This window comes from Pseudomonas sp. LM13, assembly GCF_041381355.1.
In the GTDB taxonomy this organism is placed as follows: Bacteria; Pseudomonadota; Gammaproteobacteria; order Pseudomonadales; family Pseudomonadaceae; genus Stutzerimonas; species Stutzerimonas frequens.
On the sequence record NZ_JACBXH010000001.1, the window covers coordinates 498,628 to 516,931 of the forward strand.

Annotated in this window: 10 protein-coding genes; 2 read left to right on the forward strand and 8 right to left on the reverse strand. The window is 62.1% G+C overall.

Annotated features, from left to right (window positions below):
- Positions 1-61: 61 nt before the first annotated feature.
- The 5 genes from adeC to HZR81_RS02300 form a co-directional block, all read right to left on the reverse strand.
- A complete protein-coding gene (gene adeC / locus HZR81_RS02280) occupies positions 62-1,486 on the reverse strand; it encodes an AdeC/AdeK/OprM family multidrug efflux complex outer membrane factor (protein ID WP_313485076.1) in 1,425 nt (474 codons plus the stop codon).
- Complete coding sequence (locus tag HZR81_RS02285; protein ID WP_313485077.1) at positions 1,483-4,620, reverse strand: efflux RND transporter permease subunit; 3,138 nt, start codon at positions 4,618-4,620, stop codon at positions 1,483-1,485. The genes adeC and HZR81_RS02285 overlap by 4 nt, the downstream gene beginning before the upstream one ends.
- A gap of 23 nt (positions 4,621-4,643) precedes the next feature.
- Complete coding sequence (locus HZR81_RS02290) at positions 4,644-5,774, reverse strand: efflux RND transporter periplasmic adaptor subunit (protein ID WP_313485078.1); 1,131 nt, start codon at positions 5,772-5,774, stop codon at positions 4,644-4,646.
- Positions 5,775-6,021: 247 nt separating this feature from the next.
- The gene (locus HZR81_RS02295) at positions 6,022-6,597 is read right to left on the reverse strand and encodes a YceI family protein (protein WP_313485079.1); all 576 of its coding nucleotides are present in this window, start codon (positions 6,595-6,597) and stop codon (positions 6,022-6,024) included.
- A gap of 25 nt (positions 6,598-6,622) precedes the next feature.
- A complete protein-coding gene (locus HZR81_RS02300) occupies positions 6,623-7,177 on the reverse strand; it encodes a cytochrome b (RefSeq protein WP_500127209.1) in 555 nt (184 codons plus the stop codon).
- Positions 7,178-7,338: 161 nt separating this feature from the next.
- Here HZR81_RS02300 and HZR81_RS02305 point away from each other — a divergent pair, with 161 nt between their 5' ends.
- Entirely contained in the window at positions 7,339-8,745 is a 1,407-nt protein-coding gene (locus HZR81_RS02305) for an adenosylmethionine--8-amino-7-oxononanoate transaminase (RefSeq protein ID WP_500127210.1), read from the forward strand.
- An 86-nt stretch (positions 8,746-8,831) separates the two neighbouring features.
- Positions 8,832-9,548, forward strand: a complete 717-nt coding sequence (locus tag HZR81_RS02310) for a 16S rRNA (uracil(1498)-N(3))-methyltransferase (protein WP_500127212.1) — start codon at positions 8,832-8,834, stop codon at positions 9,546-9,548.
- Positions 9,549-9,561: 13 nt separating this feature from the next.
- Here HZR81_RS02310 and HZR81_RS02315 read toward each other — a convergent pair whose 3' ends face one another.
- Genes HZR81_RS02315 through HZR81_RS02325 form a run of 3 tightly spaced genes read right to left on the reverse strand, consistent with a single transcriptional unit; the run spans position 9,562 to position 18,300 of the window.
- On the reverse strand, positions 9,562-10,032 hold the full coding sequence (locus tag HZR81_RS02315; protein WP_500127213.1) for a chemotaxis protein CheW: 471 nt from the start codon (positions 10,030-10,032) through the stop codon (positions 9,562-9,564).
- Positions 10,029-11,081 (reverse strand): chemotaxis protein CheB, encoded by a 1,053-nt coding sequence (locus HZR81_RS02320; protein WP_500127214.1) that lies wholly within the window; start codon positions 11,079-11,081, stop codon positions 10,029-10,031. The genes HZR81_RS02315 and HZR81_RS02320 overlap by 4 nt, the downstream gene beginning before the upstream one ends.
- The gene (locus tag HZR81_RS02325) at positions 11,074-18,300 is read right to left on the reverse strand and encodes an Hpt domain-containing protein (RefSeq protein ID WP_500127255.1); all 7,227 of its coding nucleotides are present in this window, start codon (positions 18,298-18,300) and stop codon (positions 11,074-11,076) included. Before HZR81_RS02325 ends, HZR81_RS02320 begins: the two co-directional genes overlap by 8 nt.
- Between the last annotated feature and the right edge of the window lie 4 nt (positions 18,301-18,304).

The window sequence follows — 18,304 nt, forward strand, 5'->3', positions numbered from 1 at the left end:
TTGTTAGAGCGTTAGCTCGGCAAGAACATCATCGAACGACGGCAAGCGCCGTAAAACATCCTCAACCCTGCCCTGGTATAGCCTCGCCCTGTGCATCCCAGCCACCCCCCAAGGCCTTGAACAGATCGACTTCGCTGATCATCTGCGCCAGACGGTCGCTGATAAATTGCTGCTGGACTTCGAACAGCTGCCGCTGCGCATCAAGCAACGTCAGGTAGCTGTCGATGCCCGTGCGGTAACGCCGCTCGGCAAGGCGGTAGTAGTCCTCGCTGGCTTCCACCAGATCACGCTGAGCCTGTAGCTGGCGAACATAGGTGGCCTGAGCAGCCAGACCATCCGCGACTTCGCGGAATGCGGTCTGGATAGTCGCTTCGTACTGCGCCACCTGAATGTTGCGGCTGATTTCGGCATAGTCGAGATTGGCGCGAAGTTGACCGGCGTTGAAGATCGGCACACTGATGCTCGGGGCGAAATTCCAGTAGCTTGAGCCGCCATCGAACAGCCCGGACAGCTCACTGCTCGCAGTACCCACCGCACCGGTGAGGCTGATGCGCGGAAAGAACGCCGCCCTCGCCGCGCCGATATTGGCGTTGGCGGCACGCAATTGGTATTCGGCCTGAATGATGTCGGGGCGCTTGTAGAGCAGATCAGACGGCAACCCCACCGGCACCGTGGCCAATAGATCGCGTTCCAAACGGCCATCGGCCGGCAATGCGACCGGAACGTTCTGCCCAAGCAGCAAAGTCAGTGCGTTGCGATCCTGCGCCACCTGACGCGTGTAACGCTCGATGCCCACCCGTGCAGTATCGACCGCGCTACGCGCTTGGCTCAGTTCGAGTGCCGAGGCAACCCCCACATCGAAACTGCGCTGAGTCAGCGAGAGGCTTTCCTCATAAGTCTTCAGGGTGTCACGACTCACGTGCAACAGGGCCTGATCGGCCTGCAACGTCAGCCAGGCATTGGCGACGCTGGCGATCAGGCTGATCTGCGTGCTCCGCTGCGCCGCCTCGGTGGCGAAATATTCCTGCAACGCCTGCTCGCGAAGGCTATCCAGCCTTCCGAAGAGGTCCAGTTCCCAGGAAACGCCGAGCGTCGCACTGTACTGGCTGCTGATACCGCTCTGCCCGGTCTGGTTGAGATCACCAGGCGTGCGGGTGCGGCTACCGGAGCCATCGGCACTCACCGCAGGCAGAAGGTCGGCGCGCTGAATACGGTACAGCGCCCGGTACGCGTCGACGTTGAGCGCAGCAACACGCAGGTCGCGATTGTTTTCCAGTGCCACGTTGATCAGCTGGCGCAAGTCTGGATCGCGGAAGAACACTTGCCAATCCAGCTCCATTTCATTCCCTGCGTCAGGGGCACCGATGTAAGCCTCGCCCGCTGGCCAGCTTGCTGCTGTTGGCGCCTCTGGACGCTGATAGTCGGGAATCAACGAGCACCCGCCCAATGCGGCAAGGAGTGCGATGCTCAACAATGACATCTTCATTGCGTATCTCCCTTTGGCGCTTCGTCAGCGGCTTTTTTACGCTCGCCTATCGAAGACACCAGAACATAGAACAGCGGCACCCAGAAGATCACCAACACGGTGGCGGTCATCATGCCGCCGATCACCCCCGTGCCGATCGCATGCGAGCTACCCGCCCCCGCACCGCTGGCCAGCGCCAGCGGAACCACGCCAAGCGTGAATGCCAGCGAGGTCATGACAATCGGTCGCAAACGCATGCGGCAGGCCTGAACTGCCGCATCGAAGCGGCTCATGCCCTGCTCGTGCAGATCCTTGGCGAACTCGACGATCAGGATCGCATTCTTCGCAGTCAGGCCAATGGTAGTCAGCAGACCGACCTGGAAGAACACGTCATTGGACAAGCCTCGTCCCAGCGTGGCGAGCAGTGCACCGATAACGCCAAGCGGCACCACCAGCATCACGGCGAATGGAATCGACCAGCTTTCATAAAGGGCTGCCAGGCAGAGAAATACAACCAGCAGCGACAACGCATAAAGGGCAGGCGCCTGATCACCGGAGAGGCGCTCTTCATAGGACAGGCCAGTCCAGGAGATGCCGACCCCCTGCGGAAGCTTCTGCGCAATCTCCTCCACCGCAGCCATGGCATCGCCGGAGCTGTAGCCTGGCGCGGCCTGGCCCAGAATCTCCATTGCCGAAACACCGTTGTAGCGAGACAGCTTTGGTGAGCCGAAGACCCATTCCCCGCTGGCAAAAGCGCTGAAAGGCACCATCTCGCCAGCATCATTGCGCACGAACCACTTTTCGAAATCTTCAGGATTCATCCTTGAACTGGCTTCGCCTTGCATGTACACCCGTTTGACCCGTCCGCGATCGATGAAATCGTTGACGTAACTCGAGCCCCAACCGATCGACAGCGTCTCATTGATCGAGCTCAGCGAGACGCCCAATACACGCGCTTTCTCGTCGTCGATCTGCAACTGATACTGCGGCTCATCGTTGAGTCCATTGGGTCGTACGGCCATAAGCGCCGGATGCTCCGCGGCCAGCCCCAGGAACTGGTTGCGGGCATCCATCAGCACGTCATGGCCTACGCCGGCGCGATCCTGAAGGAAGAAATTGAAACCCGTGGCATTACCCAGCTCCATGACCGCAGGGGGCGCAAATGCAAACACCATCGCATCGCGGAACGAGTTGAAATGCTGCTGCGCGCGTAGGGCCAGCGAAGCGACGTCCTGACCCTCTTCCGTACGCTCATCCCACGGTTTCAGGCCGATAAAGGCCAGTCCTGAATTCTGACCGCGACCAGCAAAGTTGAAGCCGGTAACCGTGAATACCGAGCGAACCACATCCGACTCTTCCTTGAGCAGGTACTCGCGCATCGCGTCAATCGTCTGCTGGGTACGCTCGGCGGTCGAGCCGGCCGGCGTCTGCACCTGGGCAAAGAGCACGCCCTGATCCTCGTCTGGCAGGAAGGAGCTCGGCAACCGGGTAAACAGCACCGCCATGATCGCGACAAGCACAACATACAGAAGCAGATAGGGAATTTTGCGCTTGAGTACGCTGCGCACGCCTTTTTCGTAGCCGCCCACGCCGCGTTCGAAGGTGCGATTGAACCAACCGAAGAAGCCGCGCTTTTCGTGGTGCTGCCCTTTTGCAATGGGCTTGAGCAGCGTTGCGCAGAGCGCTGGAGTAAAGATCAGCGCAACCAGCACCGACAGCGTCATGGCAGAGGCGATGGTAATTGCGAACTGCCGGTAGATCACGCCCGTGGAGCCACCGAAGAAAGCCATCGGCACGAACACCGCGGAGAGCACCAAGCCAATACCGATCAGCGCACCCTGGATCTGGATCATGGATTTTCTCGTCGCCTCGAGCGGCGATAATCCTTCCTCCGCCATCACACGCTCGACGTTTTCCACCACCACGATGGCATCGTCCACTAGCAGCCCGATCGCCAAGACCATCGCAAACATGGTCAGGGTATTGACGCTGAAACCAAACACCGCCAGCACACCAAAGGTTCCAAGAAGCACGACCGGAACGGCCAACGTCGGAATCAATGTTGCACGGAAGTTCTGCAGGAACAGATACATCACCAGGAACACCAAGGCGATGGCTTCGAACAGCGTATGCACCACACCGGTAATCGATGCCGAAACCACGGGTGACGTGTCGTAGGGATAAACGATTTCCATGCCCGCAGGGAAGAACGGTTTCAGCTCCTCGATAGTGGCTCGCACTTCCTTGGCGGTATCCAGTGCATTGGCACCGGTCGCCAGTTTGATCGCGATGGCTGCGGCCGGCATGCCGTTATAGAGCGCACTGATTGCTGCGCTCTGCTCAGCCATTTCGACCCGCGCCACATCACCTAGACGTACCTGCGAACCGTCACTATTGACCTTGAGCAGGATGTCGCGGAACTGCTCGGGCGTCTGCAGACGGGTCTTGCCGATGATCGTTGCGCTGAGCTGCTGGCCTGGCACCGCCGGCAGCCCGCCGAACTGACCCGCCGACACTTGTACGTTCTGCGCACGAATGGCATCCCCCACATCGGTCGGGATAATGGCGAAGTTGTTCAGCTTGGCCGGGTCGAGCCAGATCCGCATGGCGTATTGCGAGCCGAATACCTGAAAGTCACCGACGCCTGCGGTCCGAGAAATGGGATCCTGGATATTGGTGACGATGTAATCCGACAGGTCACCGCGGGTCATGCCGCCATCGGTGGATACCACGCCAATGACCATCAGAAAGTTGCGCACCGCCTTGGTCACCCGAATGCCCTGCTGCTGGACCTCCTGCGGCAACAGCGGTGTGGCCAGCTGCAGCTTGTTCTGCACCTGGACCTGCGCGATATCCGGATCGGTGCCCTGCTCAAAGGTCACGGTGATCGACATGCTGCCGTCAGAGTTGCTTTCCGAAGACATGTAGCGCAGGCCGTCGATGCCGTTCAGCTGCTGTTCGATAACCTGGACCACAGTGTCCTGAACGGTTTGTGCGGAGGCACCTGGATAGGAGACCGAAATGCCGACCGCGGGCGGCGCGATGCTTGGGTACTGGTTAACCGGCAGTGAAAGAATGGAAAGCCCACCTGCCAGCATGATCACCAGGGCGATTACCCAGGCAAAAATGGGCCGGTCGATAAAGAATCTGGACATGTATGTTTATCCTCGGCTCAGCCTTACTGGGCTTGTGGCTGGGCAGCGGCAACGTTGGTGGCCGGCACGGGTTTGACTTCGACGCCCGGGCGAATGAATTGCAGCCCCTCGGTGATCAGGCGATCCCCTGAATTGAGGCCCTCGGTAACCAGCCAGCGGTTGCCGACGGCGCGCGACGTTATGATCTTGCGGGCTTCTACCTTGTTATTGGCATCGACTACCATGACGGTCGCTTCACCCGTCGGCGTGCGGGTAACACCTTGCTGCGGCGCTAGAATCGCTTCGCTCCTCACGCCCGCGACCAGGTGCGCATGCACGAACATGCCGGGCATCAACACCTTGTCCGGGTTAGGGAACACCGCGCGCAACACCACCGAGCCGGTACCGGCATCGACCGATACTTCGGAAAACTCCAGTTTGCCCTCGTGTGGATAAGGGCTGCCGTCCTCGAGCATCAGGGTGGCCTTCGCCGCGTTTTCGCCAGCCTTTTCCAGGCGCCCTTCCTTCAGGTCGCGGCGCAGGTTGATCAGATCCCGTGCGGGCTGGGTAACGTCGACATAGATCGGATCAAGCTGTTGAATGACCGCCAGCGCCTGAGTCTGGCCACTGCTGACCAGCGCGCCTTCAGTGACCGCCGAGCGACCAATACGACCGGAAATCGGTGCCAGCACCTTGGTGTAGCGCACATTGATTCGCGCACGCTCCAGTTCTGCCTCAGCCTGCAGGCTCGCCGCGCGTGCTTCGTCAAACGCCTGTTTGCTTACCGCCTGCTCCTTGACCAACAGCGCATAGCGATCAGCGAGGGACTTGGCCGAAGCGAGACTGGCCTTCGCACTCTGAAAGGTCGCCTGGTAAATCGCGTCGTCGATTTGATAAAGCTGCTGACCAGCCTTGACATCACTGCCTTCGGTGAACAGGCGCCTCTGGATGATGCCATCCACCTGAGGACGCACTTCGGCGATTCGATAAGCCTGGGCGCGACCAGGAAGTTCGGTAGTCACTGCGAACGGCTCGGCCTCGAGCGTCACGATGCCCACCTGCGGTATTTGCTGGCCCTCGGCGGGCGCCGTCGCCTGTTCTTCCTGACAACCGCTGAGCAGAGTCGCAGCGGCAATGAAAGTGATCAGAGCCGTACTGGCTGACTTGATTGACATCGAAAGCGACCTCATTGAAACAGATAGCCCAAAAGCAGAACAGCCCGGGCAGATGCGAATGGCAGAATGCGGCGAATATACTTACATTCAAGACTGTCTGTAAACAGACGATCACCTCTACCGCACGCTATGGCCTCGATTCGTGGTGCTAATCACGCTAGGTCCTGACAGTCTCAAGATGCAGTCACGGCTATGGCGCAAAAAACAGAACGCCGGCTGACGCCGGCGCTCGATGAACTATCTTCAATTACTGGCGGACGCCTTCCACCGAGATGATCAGATCAACAGTCTGCGAAGCCGGGCCGAGATCCATCTTGATATCGAAATCCTTCAGCTTGATGGTAGTCATCCCCTCGAAGCCAGCGCGGTAGCCACCCCAAGGGTCCTTGCCTTCACCGAGGAACTTGGACGCGATCACGACAGGCTTGGTTACCCCGTTGAGGGTCAGATTACCGGTGATATCAGCCGTCCCTTCGCCTGTCGACTTTACCGCGGTCGACTCGAAGGTCGCGGTCGGATGCTCGGAGACGTTCAGGAAATCCTCGCTGCGCAGATGCTTGTCGCGTTCGGCGTGGTTGGAAAAGACGCTGTCGGTGTGCAACGTGACCTTCACACTGCTAGCTTCTGGCTTCTCGGCATCGAAGCTGAAACTGCCATCGAAATCCTTGAACGTGCCCCATAGCCAGCTGTAGCCGAGGTGGCTGATCTTGAAATTGACGAAGGCGTGCTGGCCCTGCTTGTCGATGGCGTAGTCGGCAGCGAATGCCTGGCCACCGACCAGTGCGGAACCGAGGACCAGTGCGGCGAGGGTTTTCTTGAGCATCGATGGATTCTCCTATCGGGGGTGATTAACCGGCACTACGACCGAGCATGCGCTTGAGTGTCGCGTCGCGGTCGATGAAATGGTGTTTGAGCGCAGCCAGGGCGTGTACCACGGCGAAGATCACCAGCGCCCAGGCAGCGTATTCGTGAACAACCCCGGCGCTGTCGGCCTGATCGGGGATGGAAGTGATCAGCGCCGGCACCTCGAACAGGCCGAACACGCTGATCGGCCGGCCATCGGCGGTGGAGATCAGGTAACCCGAGATCATCACCAGGAACAGGCCGAGGTACAGCAGGCTGTGACCAAGCCTGGCCGCGATCCGGGTCAGCCGCCCCTGACTCGCCAGCGGCGCCGGCGCAGGGCTGACGAAACGCCAGAGCACCCGCAGCAGCATGATCAGAAACAGCGCGATGCCAATGCTCTTGTGCAGGTCCAGCGCGGTGCGATACCAGCTGCTGTAGTAGTTCAGCCCAACCATCCAGAAGCCCAGGCCGAACAGACCGAATACGGCGATGGCCACCAACCAGTGCAAGGCAATGCTGGTCAGCCCATAGTTCGTTGAGGAGTTACGCCAGTGCATTGAATCTTCCTTCAAATTCAGGCCTAGAAGCCTAGCCGGTTACCTATCGGAATAGAGCGCATTTTTTCGCTTTGAAATATCGAGTAAATCGATGACTGATCGCATCAAGTCATGCCCCAGCGCTTCTGCTAGGCTTCGCGACTCATTGCGGAGGAGTAACGATGAGCCTGAACGACAGCTGGATGCAACGCGACCTTGCCGTACTCTGGCATCCCTGCACCCAGATGAAAGATCACGAGCAGCTGCCGCTGATTCCGATCCGCCGCGGCGAAGGCGTCTGGCTGGAGGATTTCGACGGCAAGCGATACCTGGATGCGGTCAGTTCCTGGTGGGTCAACGTCTTCGGCCATGCCAACCCACGCATCAATCAACGCATCAAAGACCAACTCGATCAGCTCGAACACGTCATGCTCGCCGGCTTCAGTCATCAGCCAGTCGTCGAGCTGTCGGAGCGACTGGTAAGCATCACGCCTGCCGGGCTAGATCGAGTGTTCTACACAGATAATGGATCGACCGGCATCGAAGTTGCGCTGAAGATGAGCTTCCACTACTGGCGCAATATTGGACGCTCGGACAAGCAGCGGTTCGTCACCCTGACCAACAGCTACCACGGCGAAACCGTAGCAGCCATGTCGGTGGGCGATGTCGCACTGTTCACCGACACCTACAAGCCACTGTTGCTGGACACCTTCAAGGTACCGAGCCCGGATTGTTACCTGCGGCCGGACGGCGTGAGCTGGGAAGAACATTCGCGCACCATGTTCGCCCATATGGAGCAGACGCTGGCCGAGCATCATGGCGAAATTGCTGCGGTGATCGTCGAGCCTTTGATTCAGGGCGCAGGCGGCATGCGCATGTATCACCCGATCTACCTCAAGCTGCTGCGCGAAGCTTGCGACCGGTACGACGTGCATCTGATCCATGATGAGATCGCGGTCGGCTTCGGCCGCACCGGCACCATGTTTGCCTGTGAGCAGGCCGGCATCACGCCAGACTTCCTCTGCCTGTCCAAAGCCTTGACCGGCGGCTATCTGCCGATGGCCGCAGTGCTCACCACCGACCGGATGTACCGGGCGTTCTACGACGACTATTCGACGCTGCGCGCCTTCCTCCATTCGCACACCTACACCGGCAACCCGCTGGCCTGCGCCGCGGCACTGGCGACGCTGGATATCTTCGCCGAAGACAACGTGATCGAAGCGAACAAGGCGCTGGCCGAGCGCATGGCCAGCGCCACCGCGCACCTGGTCGAGCATCCGCACGTGGCCGAAGTCCGCCAGACCGGCATGGCACTGGCTATCGAGATGGTTCAGGACAAGGCCAGCCGCACGGCCTATCCCTGGCAGGAGCGTCGCGGCCTCAAGGTCTATCAGCACGCGATGGAGCGCGGCGCTCTGTTGCGCCCGCTCGGCAGTGTGGTGTATTTCCTGCCGCCCTATTGCATCACCGAGGAACAGATCGACTTTCTCGCCACCGTGGCCAGCGAGGGTATCGACATCGCCACGCGCGACAGTGCGCAGGTATCGGTGCCGGCGGGGCCGTATCCGGATTTCCGCGATCCGGGCTGAAATCACGCAAGCGTGCGGCGGTCTGCTGACCGGACCGCCGATGCTTTAGACTTGCAGCCTCATCCACCTCGCCCTGCCGGTGCCCTATGCGCCTATCCCGCTTCTTCGTCGACGCTCCCCTTTCCCTCGGTCAGCATGCACTCCCCGAGGCAGCGGCCCACTACATCGGGCGAGTCCTGCGCCTGTCGACCGGCAGCGTGGTGCAGCTTTTTGATGGCAGCGGCCAGGAGTATCGCGGCGAGCTGACGGAGGTCGGCAAGAAGCGCGTTAGGGTCGAGTTGCACGAACGCCTGGCCGGGATGCCGGAATCACCGCTGCAGATACACCTCGGGCAGGGCCTGTCGCGCGGCGAGCGCATGGACTGGGCGATCCAGAAGGCCACCGAGCTAGGCGTCAGCGAGATCACGCCGCTAATCAGCGAGCGGTGTGAAGTGCGCCTCAACGATGAGCGGGCCGACAAGCGTCTGGCCCACTGGCGGCAGATCGCCATCAGCGCCTGCGAGCAGTGTGGCCGTTCGGTCCTGCCGATCATCCATTCACCGGTTGCGCTGCGCGACTGGCTGGCCGTCGAGGCCCACCTCAAGCTCGTGCTGCACCCAGTAGCCGAGCCGCTGGCGAGCCATGCCAAGCCGCAAAGCCTGGCGTTTCTGATCGGTCCGGAGGGTGGTCTGAGCCAGAGCGAAGTCGAACAGGCTAGCGGGCAGGGCTTTCTTCCGGCGCGGCTGGGGCCGCGGGTTCTGCGCACCGAAACGGCGCCGGTGGTGGCGCTGAGCGTGGCGCAGCAGCTATGGGGAGACTTCTAGCACCCGGGCGTGCTCAGATCAGCCCGGCATTCGCCAGCTGCTGCTCCAGGCCGACCAGATCGGGAATGCGCGCCTGCATATCGCCCAGGTCGACAGCGTCCAGCTCCAGCGGAGCAAGCGCCGCATCCGCTCGAGCCAGACTGGTATCCACCTTTATCGAATGCGGAATACCCTGCACCAGCAATGCGATGAACTTGACGTGTTCGCGCCCACCCACCGCGTTGAGCACAGCTACCCGGGCAGTCTGGCCAACCGCTGGCGGCTGGCCGGTAGACGCTGCCTCGAACGACAGCAGCGGCAGGCTCAGGTCGCGCCACTGCACCTGACCGAGAAACCAGGCCGGCATGCCCTCGGCAGCCTGCGGCGCGCGGTACGGAATCAGCTCGGCCACCGCGACGTTGGGTACCAGCAACATGCGGTCGGCAAGCGGCATCAGCAGCCCGGTGAGGCTTTCCGCGTCCTGAGAAACGACCATCTGACTCATGAGTTATTCCGTAGTAAAGACGTGGTGGTCGTACCGACCTGATTCACCAAATGATTGACCAGCGCCTGGGCCAGTTCGCGAGGATCGCCACTGTAGGAGCTGTAGCCACCCTCGCGAAGATTGTCCGGCATGCTCGAGCATGCGCAGGAGTCGGCCCGCTGCGTCCAGACCCTGGCGCCCTGGCGCAGGGCATAGGCGGCGGCCGCGCTGCCGTCGCTGCCCATGCCGCTGAAGGCGATGACGCCGCAACGTTCGCCGAACTGCTGCGCCAGGTTCAGCATCATCTGATCGATCGACGGGCTATACGGCTCCGGCCAGCAGCGACCGGTCAGCCGCGTGCGGCCGTCGGCCTCGAACCCCAGCTCCTCGGCGATCGGCGCGATGATCACTTCGCCGCAGCGAACCCGCTCGCCCGGACGGACCTGGCGCACCTGCCATTGGCTGTGCCGGCCCACGGCCTGGGACAGCGCCGATTCGAAGCTGGCTTCGATGTGCTGGGCATAAATGAAACCCACCGGCAGCCCGCCCGGCAAAGCGTCGAGAAACGCCTTCACTGCCTCAGGCCCGCCAAGCGAGGCAGCCAGCAACCAGACCTGAGCTGCTGGCTCGCCTACATGCAGCGCCGAATCGGCGAGCACCGCCGGCAGCGTCAGTCGCTCGAGCCCCTGCCCGTCGCCCTGCAACACATCCAGGCGTGGTCCCACCGCACGCGACGGATCCCCCACCAGGCGCTTGAGCTTGCTGAACAGGCTGCGCTCCCAGCGCGGGTAGAACTCGGAGTGCCGTTCCGGTGCATGCCCCTCGCCGAACAGCACGCGCGTGGTATCTCGCTCCAGGAGCGCGTCCACCAGCGGTGAATCCTCGGTCTGCGCAAGGTCCACCAGCCAAAGATCGGCCTCGGTACCGTCCAGGTCAGCCGGCTCCAGGCGTGCCGGGTCGTTGTTCAGCACGACCTGATAGCCACTTCCGGTCAGCGCCTGCTGCAGCACGTGGCGCTGCAGCGAGGTGTCGGCTAGTACCGCTATGCGTGCAGAGAGAACGTCAGACATCGGCGTGAACCAGGCGCTGAATGGCTTCGAGCAGGACAGACTCCTGATACGGCTTACCCAGATACTCGTTGACACCGATGCCGAGCGCCCGATCGCGGTGTTTTTCGCCTGTACGCGAGGTGATCATGATGATCGGCAGGTCCTTCAGACGCTCGTCGTGACGTACCAGCGTGGCCACCTCGAAACCGTCCATGCGCGGCATTTCGATATCGAGCAGCATGATGTCCGGCTTGCGCTCCTGCAGCTGGGTGATGGCGTCCACCCCGTCCTTGGCGGTCAGCACGTTCATGCCGTTGCGCTCCAGCAGACGGCTGGTCACCTTGCGCACGGTGACCGAGTCGTCGACCACCATGACCAGGGTTGGCCGCTCGCTCTCCGTCTCGACGGGCTCCTGCGGTAGCTCGAGCAGGCGAGGCTGATGCAGTTGAGTGAGCTGGTGGGCATGCAGCACGCGAATGGTAGCCAGCAGGTCGAGAATCACCACCACGCGGCCGTCCCCGAGGATGGTCGCGCCTGAGATGCCATGGACACCAGCAAACTGCGGGCCGAGGCTCTTCACCACGATTTCGCGGGAGCCGGCCAGGCTGTCGACCTGCACCGCGACGCTGTGCTCTTTCGAGCGCACCAGGATCACCGGCAGCGGCAGACTCTGTCCGACCAGCTTCGGCTTCTGCCCGTTGTTCAGCAGATCTCCGAGGTAGCGCAGTTCGTACGCCTGCCCGGCGTACTCGAAACGCGGTGCATCCGGCTGGTAGTAGGCCTCCAGCTCATAAGGCGAGACCCGTACGATACCCTCGATGGTATTCAGCGGAATCGCATAGAGGTCCTCACCGGAATAGACCATCAGCGCCCGGTTGACCGACACCGTGAATGGCAGGCGAATCAGGAAGCGTGTGCCCTGGCCGAGGATCGATTCGATGCTCATCGAGCCGCCGAGTTGCTTGACCTCCGAGTGCACCACGTCCATGCCGACGCCGCGGCCGGAAATCTGCGTGACGCGCTCGGCGGTGGAGAAGCCAGCTTCGAGAATGAACTGCAGAATCTCATGCTCGGACAGATCGCTACCAGTGGACATCAGGCCGCGCTCGATCGCCTTGCGCCGCACCGCCTCCAGGTTGATTCCGCCACCGTCATCCGCGAGGGTCAGCAGGATATCGCCACCTTCACGCGCCAGGTCCAGACGGATCGTGCCCTGCTCGGGCTTGCCGGCGGCCCGGCGCCGCTCGACGGACTCGATGCCGTGGTCGACGGCGTTGCGCAGCATGTGTTCGAGAGGCGCGACGATGCGTTCAAGAACGCTACGATCCATCTCCCCGGTGGCATTGCCGACCATGAACTCGACCTGTTTTCCGAGCTCACCAGCGACCTGCCGAACGATCCGGCGCAGGCGCGGCACCAGGCGCTCGAAGGGCACCATGCGGGTGCGCATGAGGCCCTCCTGAAGCTCGGTATTGACCCGCGCCTGCTGCAGCAGCAGCGTTTCAGCGTCTCGGTTGCGCGCCGCCAGGGTTTCCTTCAGGTCGAGCAAGTCGGAGGCCGACTCGAACAGCGCACGGGAAAGCTGCTGCAGCTGCGAATGGCGGTCCATCTCCAGCGGATCGAAATCGTCATAGCCAGCGCGCTCGGCTTCGGCCTGATAGCGGCTGAGAATCTGCGCCTGGGTTTCCGTGTCCAGACGGCGAAGCTGGTCGCGGACACGCTCGATGGTCGCTTCCATCTCGCCAAGCGTGAACCCGACGTCGCTGACCTGCTGCTCCACCCGGCCACGGAAGATCGAGGTTTCCCCGGCCAGGTTGACCAGCCCCTCCAGCAACTCCGCCGGTACCTTCACCAGTTCCTGTGGTGCGCGCCGTGCGGCAGCTTCCTGGGCCGCCTGCTGCGCGCGGCGAATGAACGGCAGCACCTTTGCCGGAGCGGGGCTTGCAGCCGGCTGGACGCTGGCAGCGACAATCGGCTGTAGCAACGCCGCCGGCTGGCCGAGCGGTTGATCAACCTCGACCGGCTCCTCCTGCGGTTGCTCGGCGCCATCGTCCGCTAGGCCGGCGCGCAGCTGCTCGACATCCCTCAGCAGTGCGTCATATCCCTGTTGTACATCGAGAAACAGGCTGTCCGGCCAGGGCGCCCCCGACTGCTGGGCCTCGCTCAGGCGCTGTTCCAGATCGTGAGCCAGGTTGCCCAGCGCACCCTGCCCGGCAAGGCGCGCACCGCCCTTGAGTGTATGCAGAACGCGAAGCATGTCAGCCAGCGGTGCAGCATCGTCGCGGCACGCATCCCAGCGACCAAGGGCTGCCTCCATGTCCTCAAGCAGATCATCGGCCTCCTCGACGAAAATATCGAGAATTTCGGCCTCAGCAGTCTGTGGAGCATCGTCTTGCGCGGCCTTCAGCGACACGCTGCTGGGCATACTCAGCTGTTCGGCGGGGCTGTCGCGAAAAGCCTTGATGGTTTCGATCAACCCATCGCCTTTCGGCAACGGTTGATGAGCACGCACGGCCTCGAGCATCTCGGCCAGTCGGTCCTGACAGGCTTGCAGCAGCCCGAACAGCTCGGGGCTGGCCCGATAGCGGCCGGCACAAAGCCCCTCGTACAGGTATTCAAGTTCGTGCGCCAGGTCGCCGACCTCACCGATATCGGCCATCCGCGCACCGCCCTTGAGGGTGTGCAGGTCACGCTGTAGCGCTTCGAGCTCGAAACTGTTGTCGACATCGGTCATCCAGCGCTGCAGGCCACCAGCAGCACTCTCCAGCAGGTCGAAGCCTTCCTCCAGGAAAATCTCGACCAGTTCCGGATCGCGCTCATTGACCGGCGTGCTTGCCTCGGTCGCCGCCGGGTCGATAGGGGCAGAGCGATCATCGGTTTCAGGCAGGTCCAGCTCGACCTCCTCGACGAACGCCAACGGATCCGGCATCGGTTCCGTGCTAGCTGCATCCTCATCGCTCTGCTCTACCGTAAGCTCATCGAGCTCCGGCAATGGCAGCTCCGCAGTATCGGAAAGCTCGCCCTGCTCCGGCAGGCCGGACAGCTCATCGGTTGTGCTCGGGCATGCGTCGGGGCCGCGATCGAGATCGCCATTGTCAGGCCGAGCCTCGGATGTCATTTCCTCGACGGGAAAGCTGCCTCCCTGGCGAAACCTCCGCATCGCATCGATCAGCGCCTCGGCACCGCTCATTGGCTGCTGGCGCTGCAGCTGCTCGAGCTGCAGCGCCAGATGGTCGTGACTGCGCTGGAGCAGCGCGGCCAGCTCGGCCGAATGGACGTAACGTCCATCGGATAGCCCTTCGTAAAGCGACTCGAGTTCGTGCGCCAGATCACCTATCGGGCGAATGGCCGCCATCCGGGCGCCACCCTTGAGGGTATGCAAATCGCGCAGCAGCGCCGACAGCGCCATCTGGTTGGACGGATCGGCAAGCCAGCGATCCAGCGCCTGCCCAGCGCTTTCCATCAGGTCCACAGCCTCGTCGAGGAAGATGTCCACCATCTCCGGATCGAAATCTTCCTGCACTTGTGGCTGCGTCAAATCATCTGCAGGCCAGGCTTCGGCTTCGGCTTCGGCTTCGGCTTCGGCTTCGGCTTCGGCTTCGGCTTCGGCTTCGGCTTCGGCTTCGGCTTCGGCTTCGGCTTCGGCTTCGGCTTCGGCTTCGGCTTCGGCTTCGGCTTCGGCTGGCGAGTCTGTCGGGGCCACCGCCTCTTCTGCATCATCTGTTTCAGCGTCCGGCAGCCGCACAATGGCCAGCGGATCGACGGCCTCAGCGAGCAGCGCCTCGAGTCGCGCCACCAGCTCGGACTGCTCCGTTACCTGCAAAGCAGCCGCGACCTGATCCATCATGCCGACCAGTGCCTCGTGGCCCTGCTCGACATCGTCGAAGAAGCGCTCACTTACCGCCAGCCGGCCTTCCTCGACAACGGCATACAGCCGTAGCAATACCTGGCAGAGCGCTTCCATCTGCGGCAACTCGGCCATCTTGGCGCCCTGACCCAACGTCGTCAGCTCTTCCAGCAGTGCCGTCAGCTCCTGTCGCTCGGCGGGGTGATTACGCCAACTGCGCAGCAAATCCTCGGCATCGAGCAGGATATCCATCCCCTCGGACAGGAACAGCGCAATCATGTTGGGATCACGCACTTCGCCTGCATCGTTCTGCTGACGGGCGCCGGCTTCGGCCAGACGCGCCTTGTGCAGCGCATGCACCTTTTCCAGGAACTCGGCCGCACCGTCGATAGGAGCAAGCGGCTGCTGGTCGAGATTGGCCAGGCCCTGGCGCAATAGCAGCTCGGCCTCGTGCAGCAGCTCAGCTTCTGCCAGATCCATGGGGATCAGGTTGGTCTTGAACTCCTTGACCATTTTTTCCAGTGGCATCGCGATTTCCGCAACAGGCAGGATGCCAGCCATATGAGCGCTGCCCTTGAGGGTATGCAACGCGCGCTGCAGGGCGTCGGTCACCGGCTGCGGAAGACGCTGTGCGCAATCGGCCAGAAAACTGACCAGCGTGGTCAGGTGCGACTCTGCTTCGTTACGAAATATCTCCAGCAGCTGCGGGTCCAGCGCATCTTCGTGCTGCGTCAGGGCAGCCTGCTGTGGCACCTCATCAGTCGAAGCCGCCTGCTCGTTCGACGGAAGCGACAGCGCGACGGGTTGGCCTTTGGCCAGCGCGTGCGCGGCGGCAGCCAGGCGGTCGACATCATCCCGCTGGCGCTGATTCTTGGCTGCGAACTCCTCAACCAGAGCCGGCATCAGGGCGACAACCTCGTTCACCACATGGCCAACCGAGTCGGAGACTTCGATGCTGCGATCCAGGACCCGATTGAGCAGGTTTTCCACGGACCAAGCGAGCTCACCGATAACCAGCGCCCGGACCATCCGACCACTGCCTTTCAGGGTATGGAATGCACGGCGAACTTCGGTCAGCGCATCCTTGTCCTGATTATCACCGAGCCAACGCGGCAGGTACTCGCCGATGGTCTCCAGGACTTCGGCGGCTTCCTCGATGAAGACCTCGAGCAGGTCTTCATCGACCGGCTCCTCATCGGCCGGCGGCGGCAGCAAGGTCGGGGGAACGTCCTGCGCAGGTGGGTTGATTGCCGCGACAGGCGCCGCCATGACCTGTTCGATGCTCAGCGGCGGCTCAACTTGGGCGCTCTCGACAGGCTCGGGCTCGGCATAATCGGGGAGCGCAACCTCAGGCAGATCGAGGTCGGCCATCTGCGCCTCGCTCCACTGCTGCAAAGCGGCTTCGTCGTCGACGGCATCAGGTACATCGTCGGAGATTGCCTCGCCGGCGTCTTCGGGCAGGCTGAAAACGATCTGCTCGTCGGCAAACGTGTCGCCGCCGAGCAAGTCGAAGTCTTCTGACAGGACCGAATCCTGACCAGATGACATCGACGGCTCAGCCTGCGACTCGTGACCAACGCCGTCGTCCAACATCGGCTCAAAGGCCTCGTCGAGCGACGAGGGCTCCTCCAATAGTACTTCGATCTCGTCGAGAGTCTCGTCAGGCGTGGCTTCGACCTGCGACAGAGCGGCCATCGGCTGCTGTGTGCGGCCCAGTGAATAACCGAGGTTCTGCAGGCTTTCCTCAGCGACGTCGAGGATCAGGTCTCCCTGAGTACCGCAATCCTCGGTCAGACGCTCCAGGTAGTATTCGACGCTGGTGATCGCGTCGGCCAAGGTGTCCAGACTCTGCCAATCAGGCACGGCCTGGCGCGCCAGCAGCTGATCCTGGATATAGCTGTTACAGGCCTGCAACAATGCCGCGGCACGCTCGAGCGGAATCATTGCCAGGCCGCCGCGGACCTGGGTCAGCAGCTCTGGCACCCGCGCCAGATGCTCATGGTTCCACTGCGAAGCAATGAATTCGATGATCGCGTCCTTCGCCTGCTCCAGGCCGTTGCGCGCTTCACGAATGACCAACTGATGAATCTGTGCCACATCGGTCGTGGGCAAATGGCTTTCTTCGCCACGCTCTTCGGCCGGTCCCCCGACCATGCCAGCCAGCGTCGCCTCGACGTACAACAGCGCGCCGGCAATATCCATCAGCACAGCGTCATCCGGCGCACGCAGCCCCTGGCCGATGGATTGGACCAAGGCGATCTGATCGAGGACGATCTTGCGCGGCTGTGCGAAACCGAGAACGGCCAGGGTATCGGCGATCTGCTTGAGCGGCACCTCGAGGCTGGCGAGATCGGCGATGACCTTGCGATCGCTGCGCACGAACAGGTCGAGGCTGTCCTTGACCCTTACCAACTCTTCGCAGAGGGCCGCGACCACCGAGCGCATTGCACCGCGGTCGGGACCGGCAAGCTGGGCCCGCTCCTGATCGACGACAGCGCTGTCAGGCAGCGCTTCATCCAGACGGTAATGCTGCTTGAGTGCCTGAATGCGAGGCGTCTGCCCCGGTGCCTTGGCAACGTAGAAAAGCAGGTTCTTGATCAGCTCGTCCGGAGCAGCCTGATTGAAACCATCGGCACCCTCCTCAACCAACCGCTTTAGCTGCTTGTCCACCTGGCGCAGCAAGGTGCGGACCGAGGTACCGTTGGTCACGCCGCCGCTGGCCAGCCCCTCGACCATCCCCGAAGCAATCTGCCACAGGGCAGCCAGCGGAGCGTTCTGGCACAAGGTTTCCAGACGGGCAAACACCCGAGCCATGTAACCGAGGTTGGTCGGCAGGTCCTGATTGCGAATGACGCCGACCAGAGCGACCTGCAGCATCTGCCGCAGTTTGCGTAGCAACGCTGGCAGCTCCTGGGTGCGCAAACGCTCCACCGACTCCTGCGAAAGCGCGGGCGTCCGGCCCGACAGATCTGGAGAAAACAGGCTGGTCTCCGACAGCAGTTTCTCGCCACGCGCGGCGCGAAGGTCGTTGAGCAGCGGCAGGACCACCATCGGCAGATCACGGCGCGCGCTCTGGATACGGTCCAGATAGGCCGGCAGCTGCAGGATGGCCTGCATCATGACCTCGAGCGCTTCACCCTGGTTGGCCACCCGCTCTTCCAGCAGGGCCCTTGCCAGCTGCTCCATTTCTTCCGCAAGCAGCGCCGCGCCGAAGAACTCGACCATCTGCAGAGTGCCATGGACCTGATGCACGTAGGTCAGGCAGAAGCGCATCCGAGTCGAGTCCTGCGGATTCTCGACGAACGCCTCCAGCGCCTGACGCGCCTGCTTAAGCGTTTCGGCAATCTCGCCTTTCACCCACTCCAGGGCGACATAATCGTGCCGATCACCCATAGCG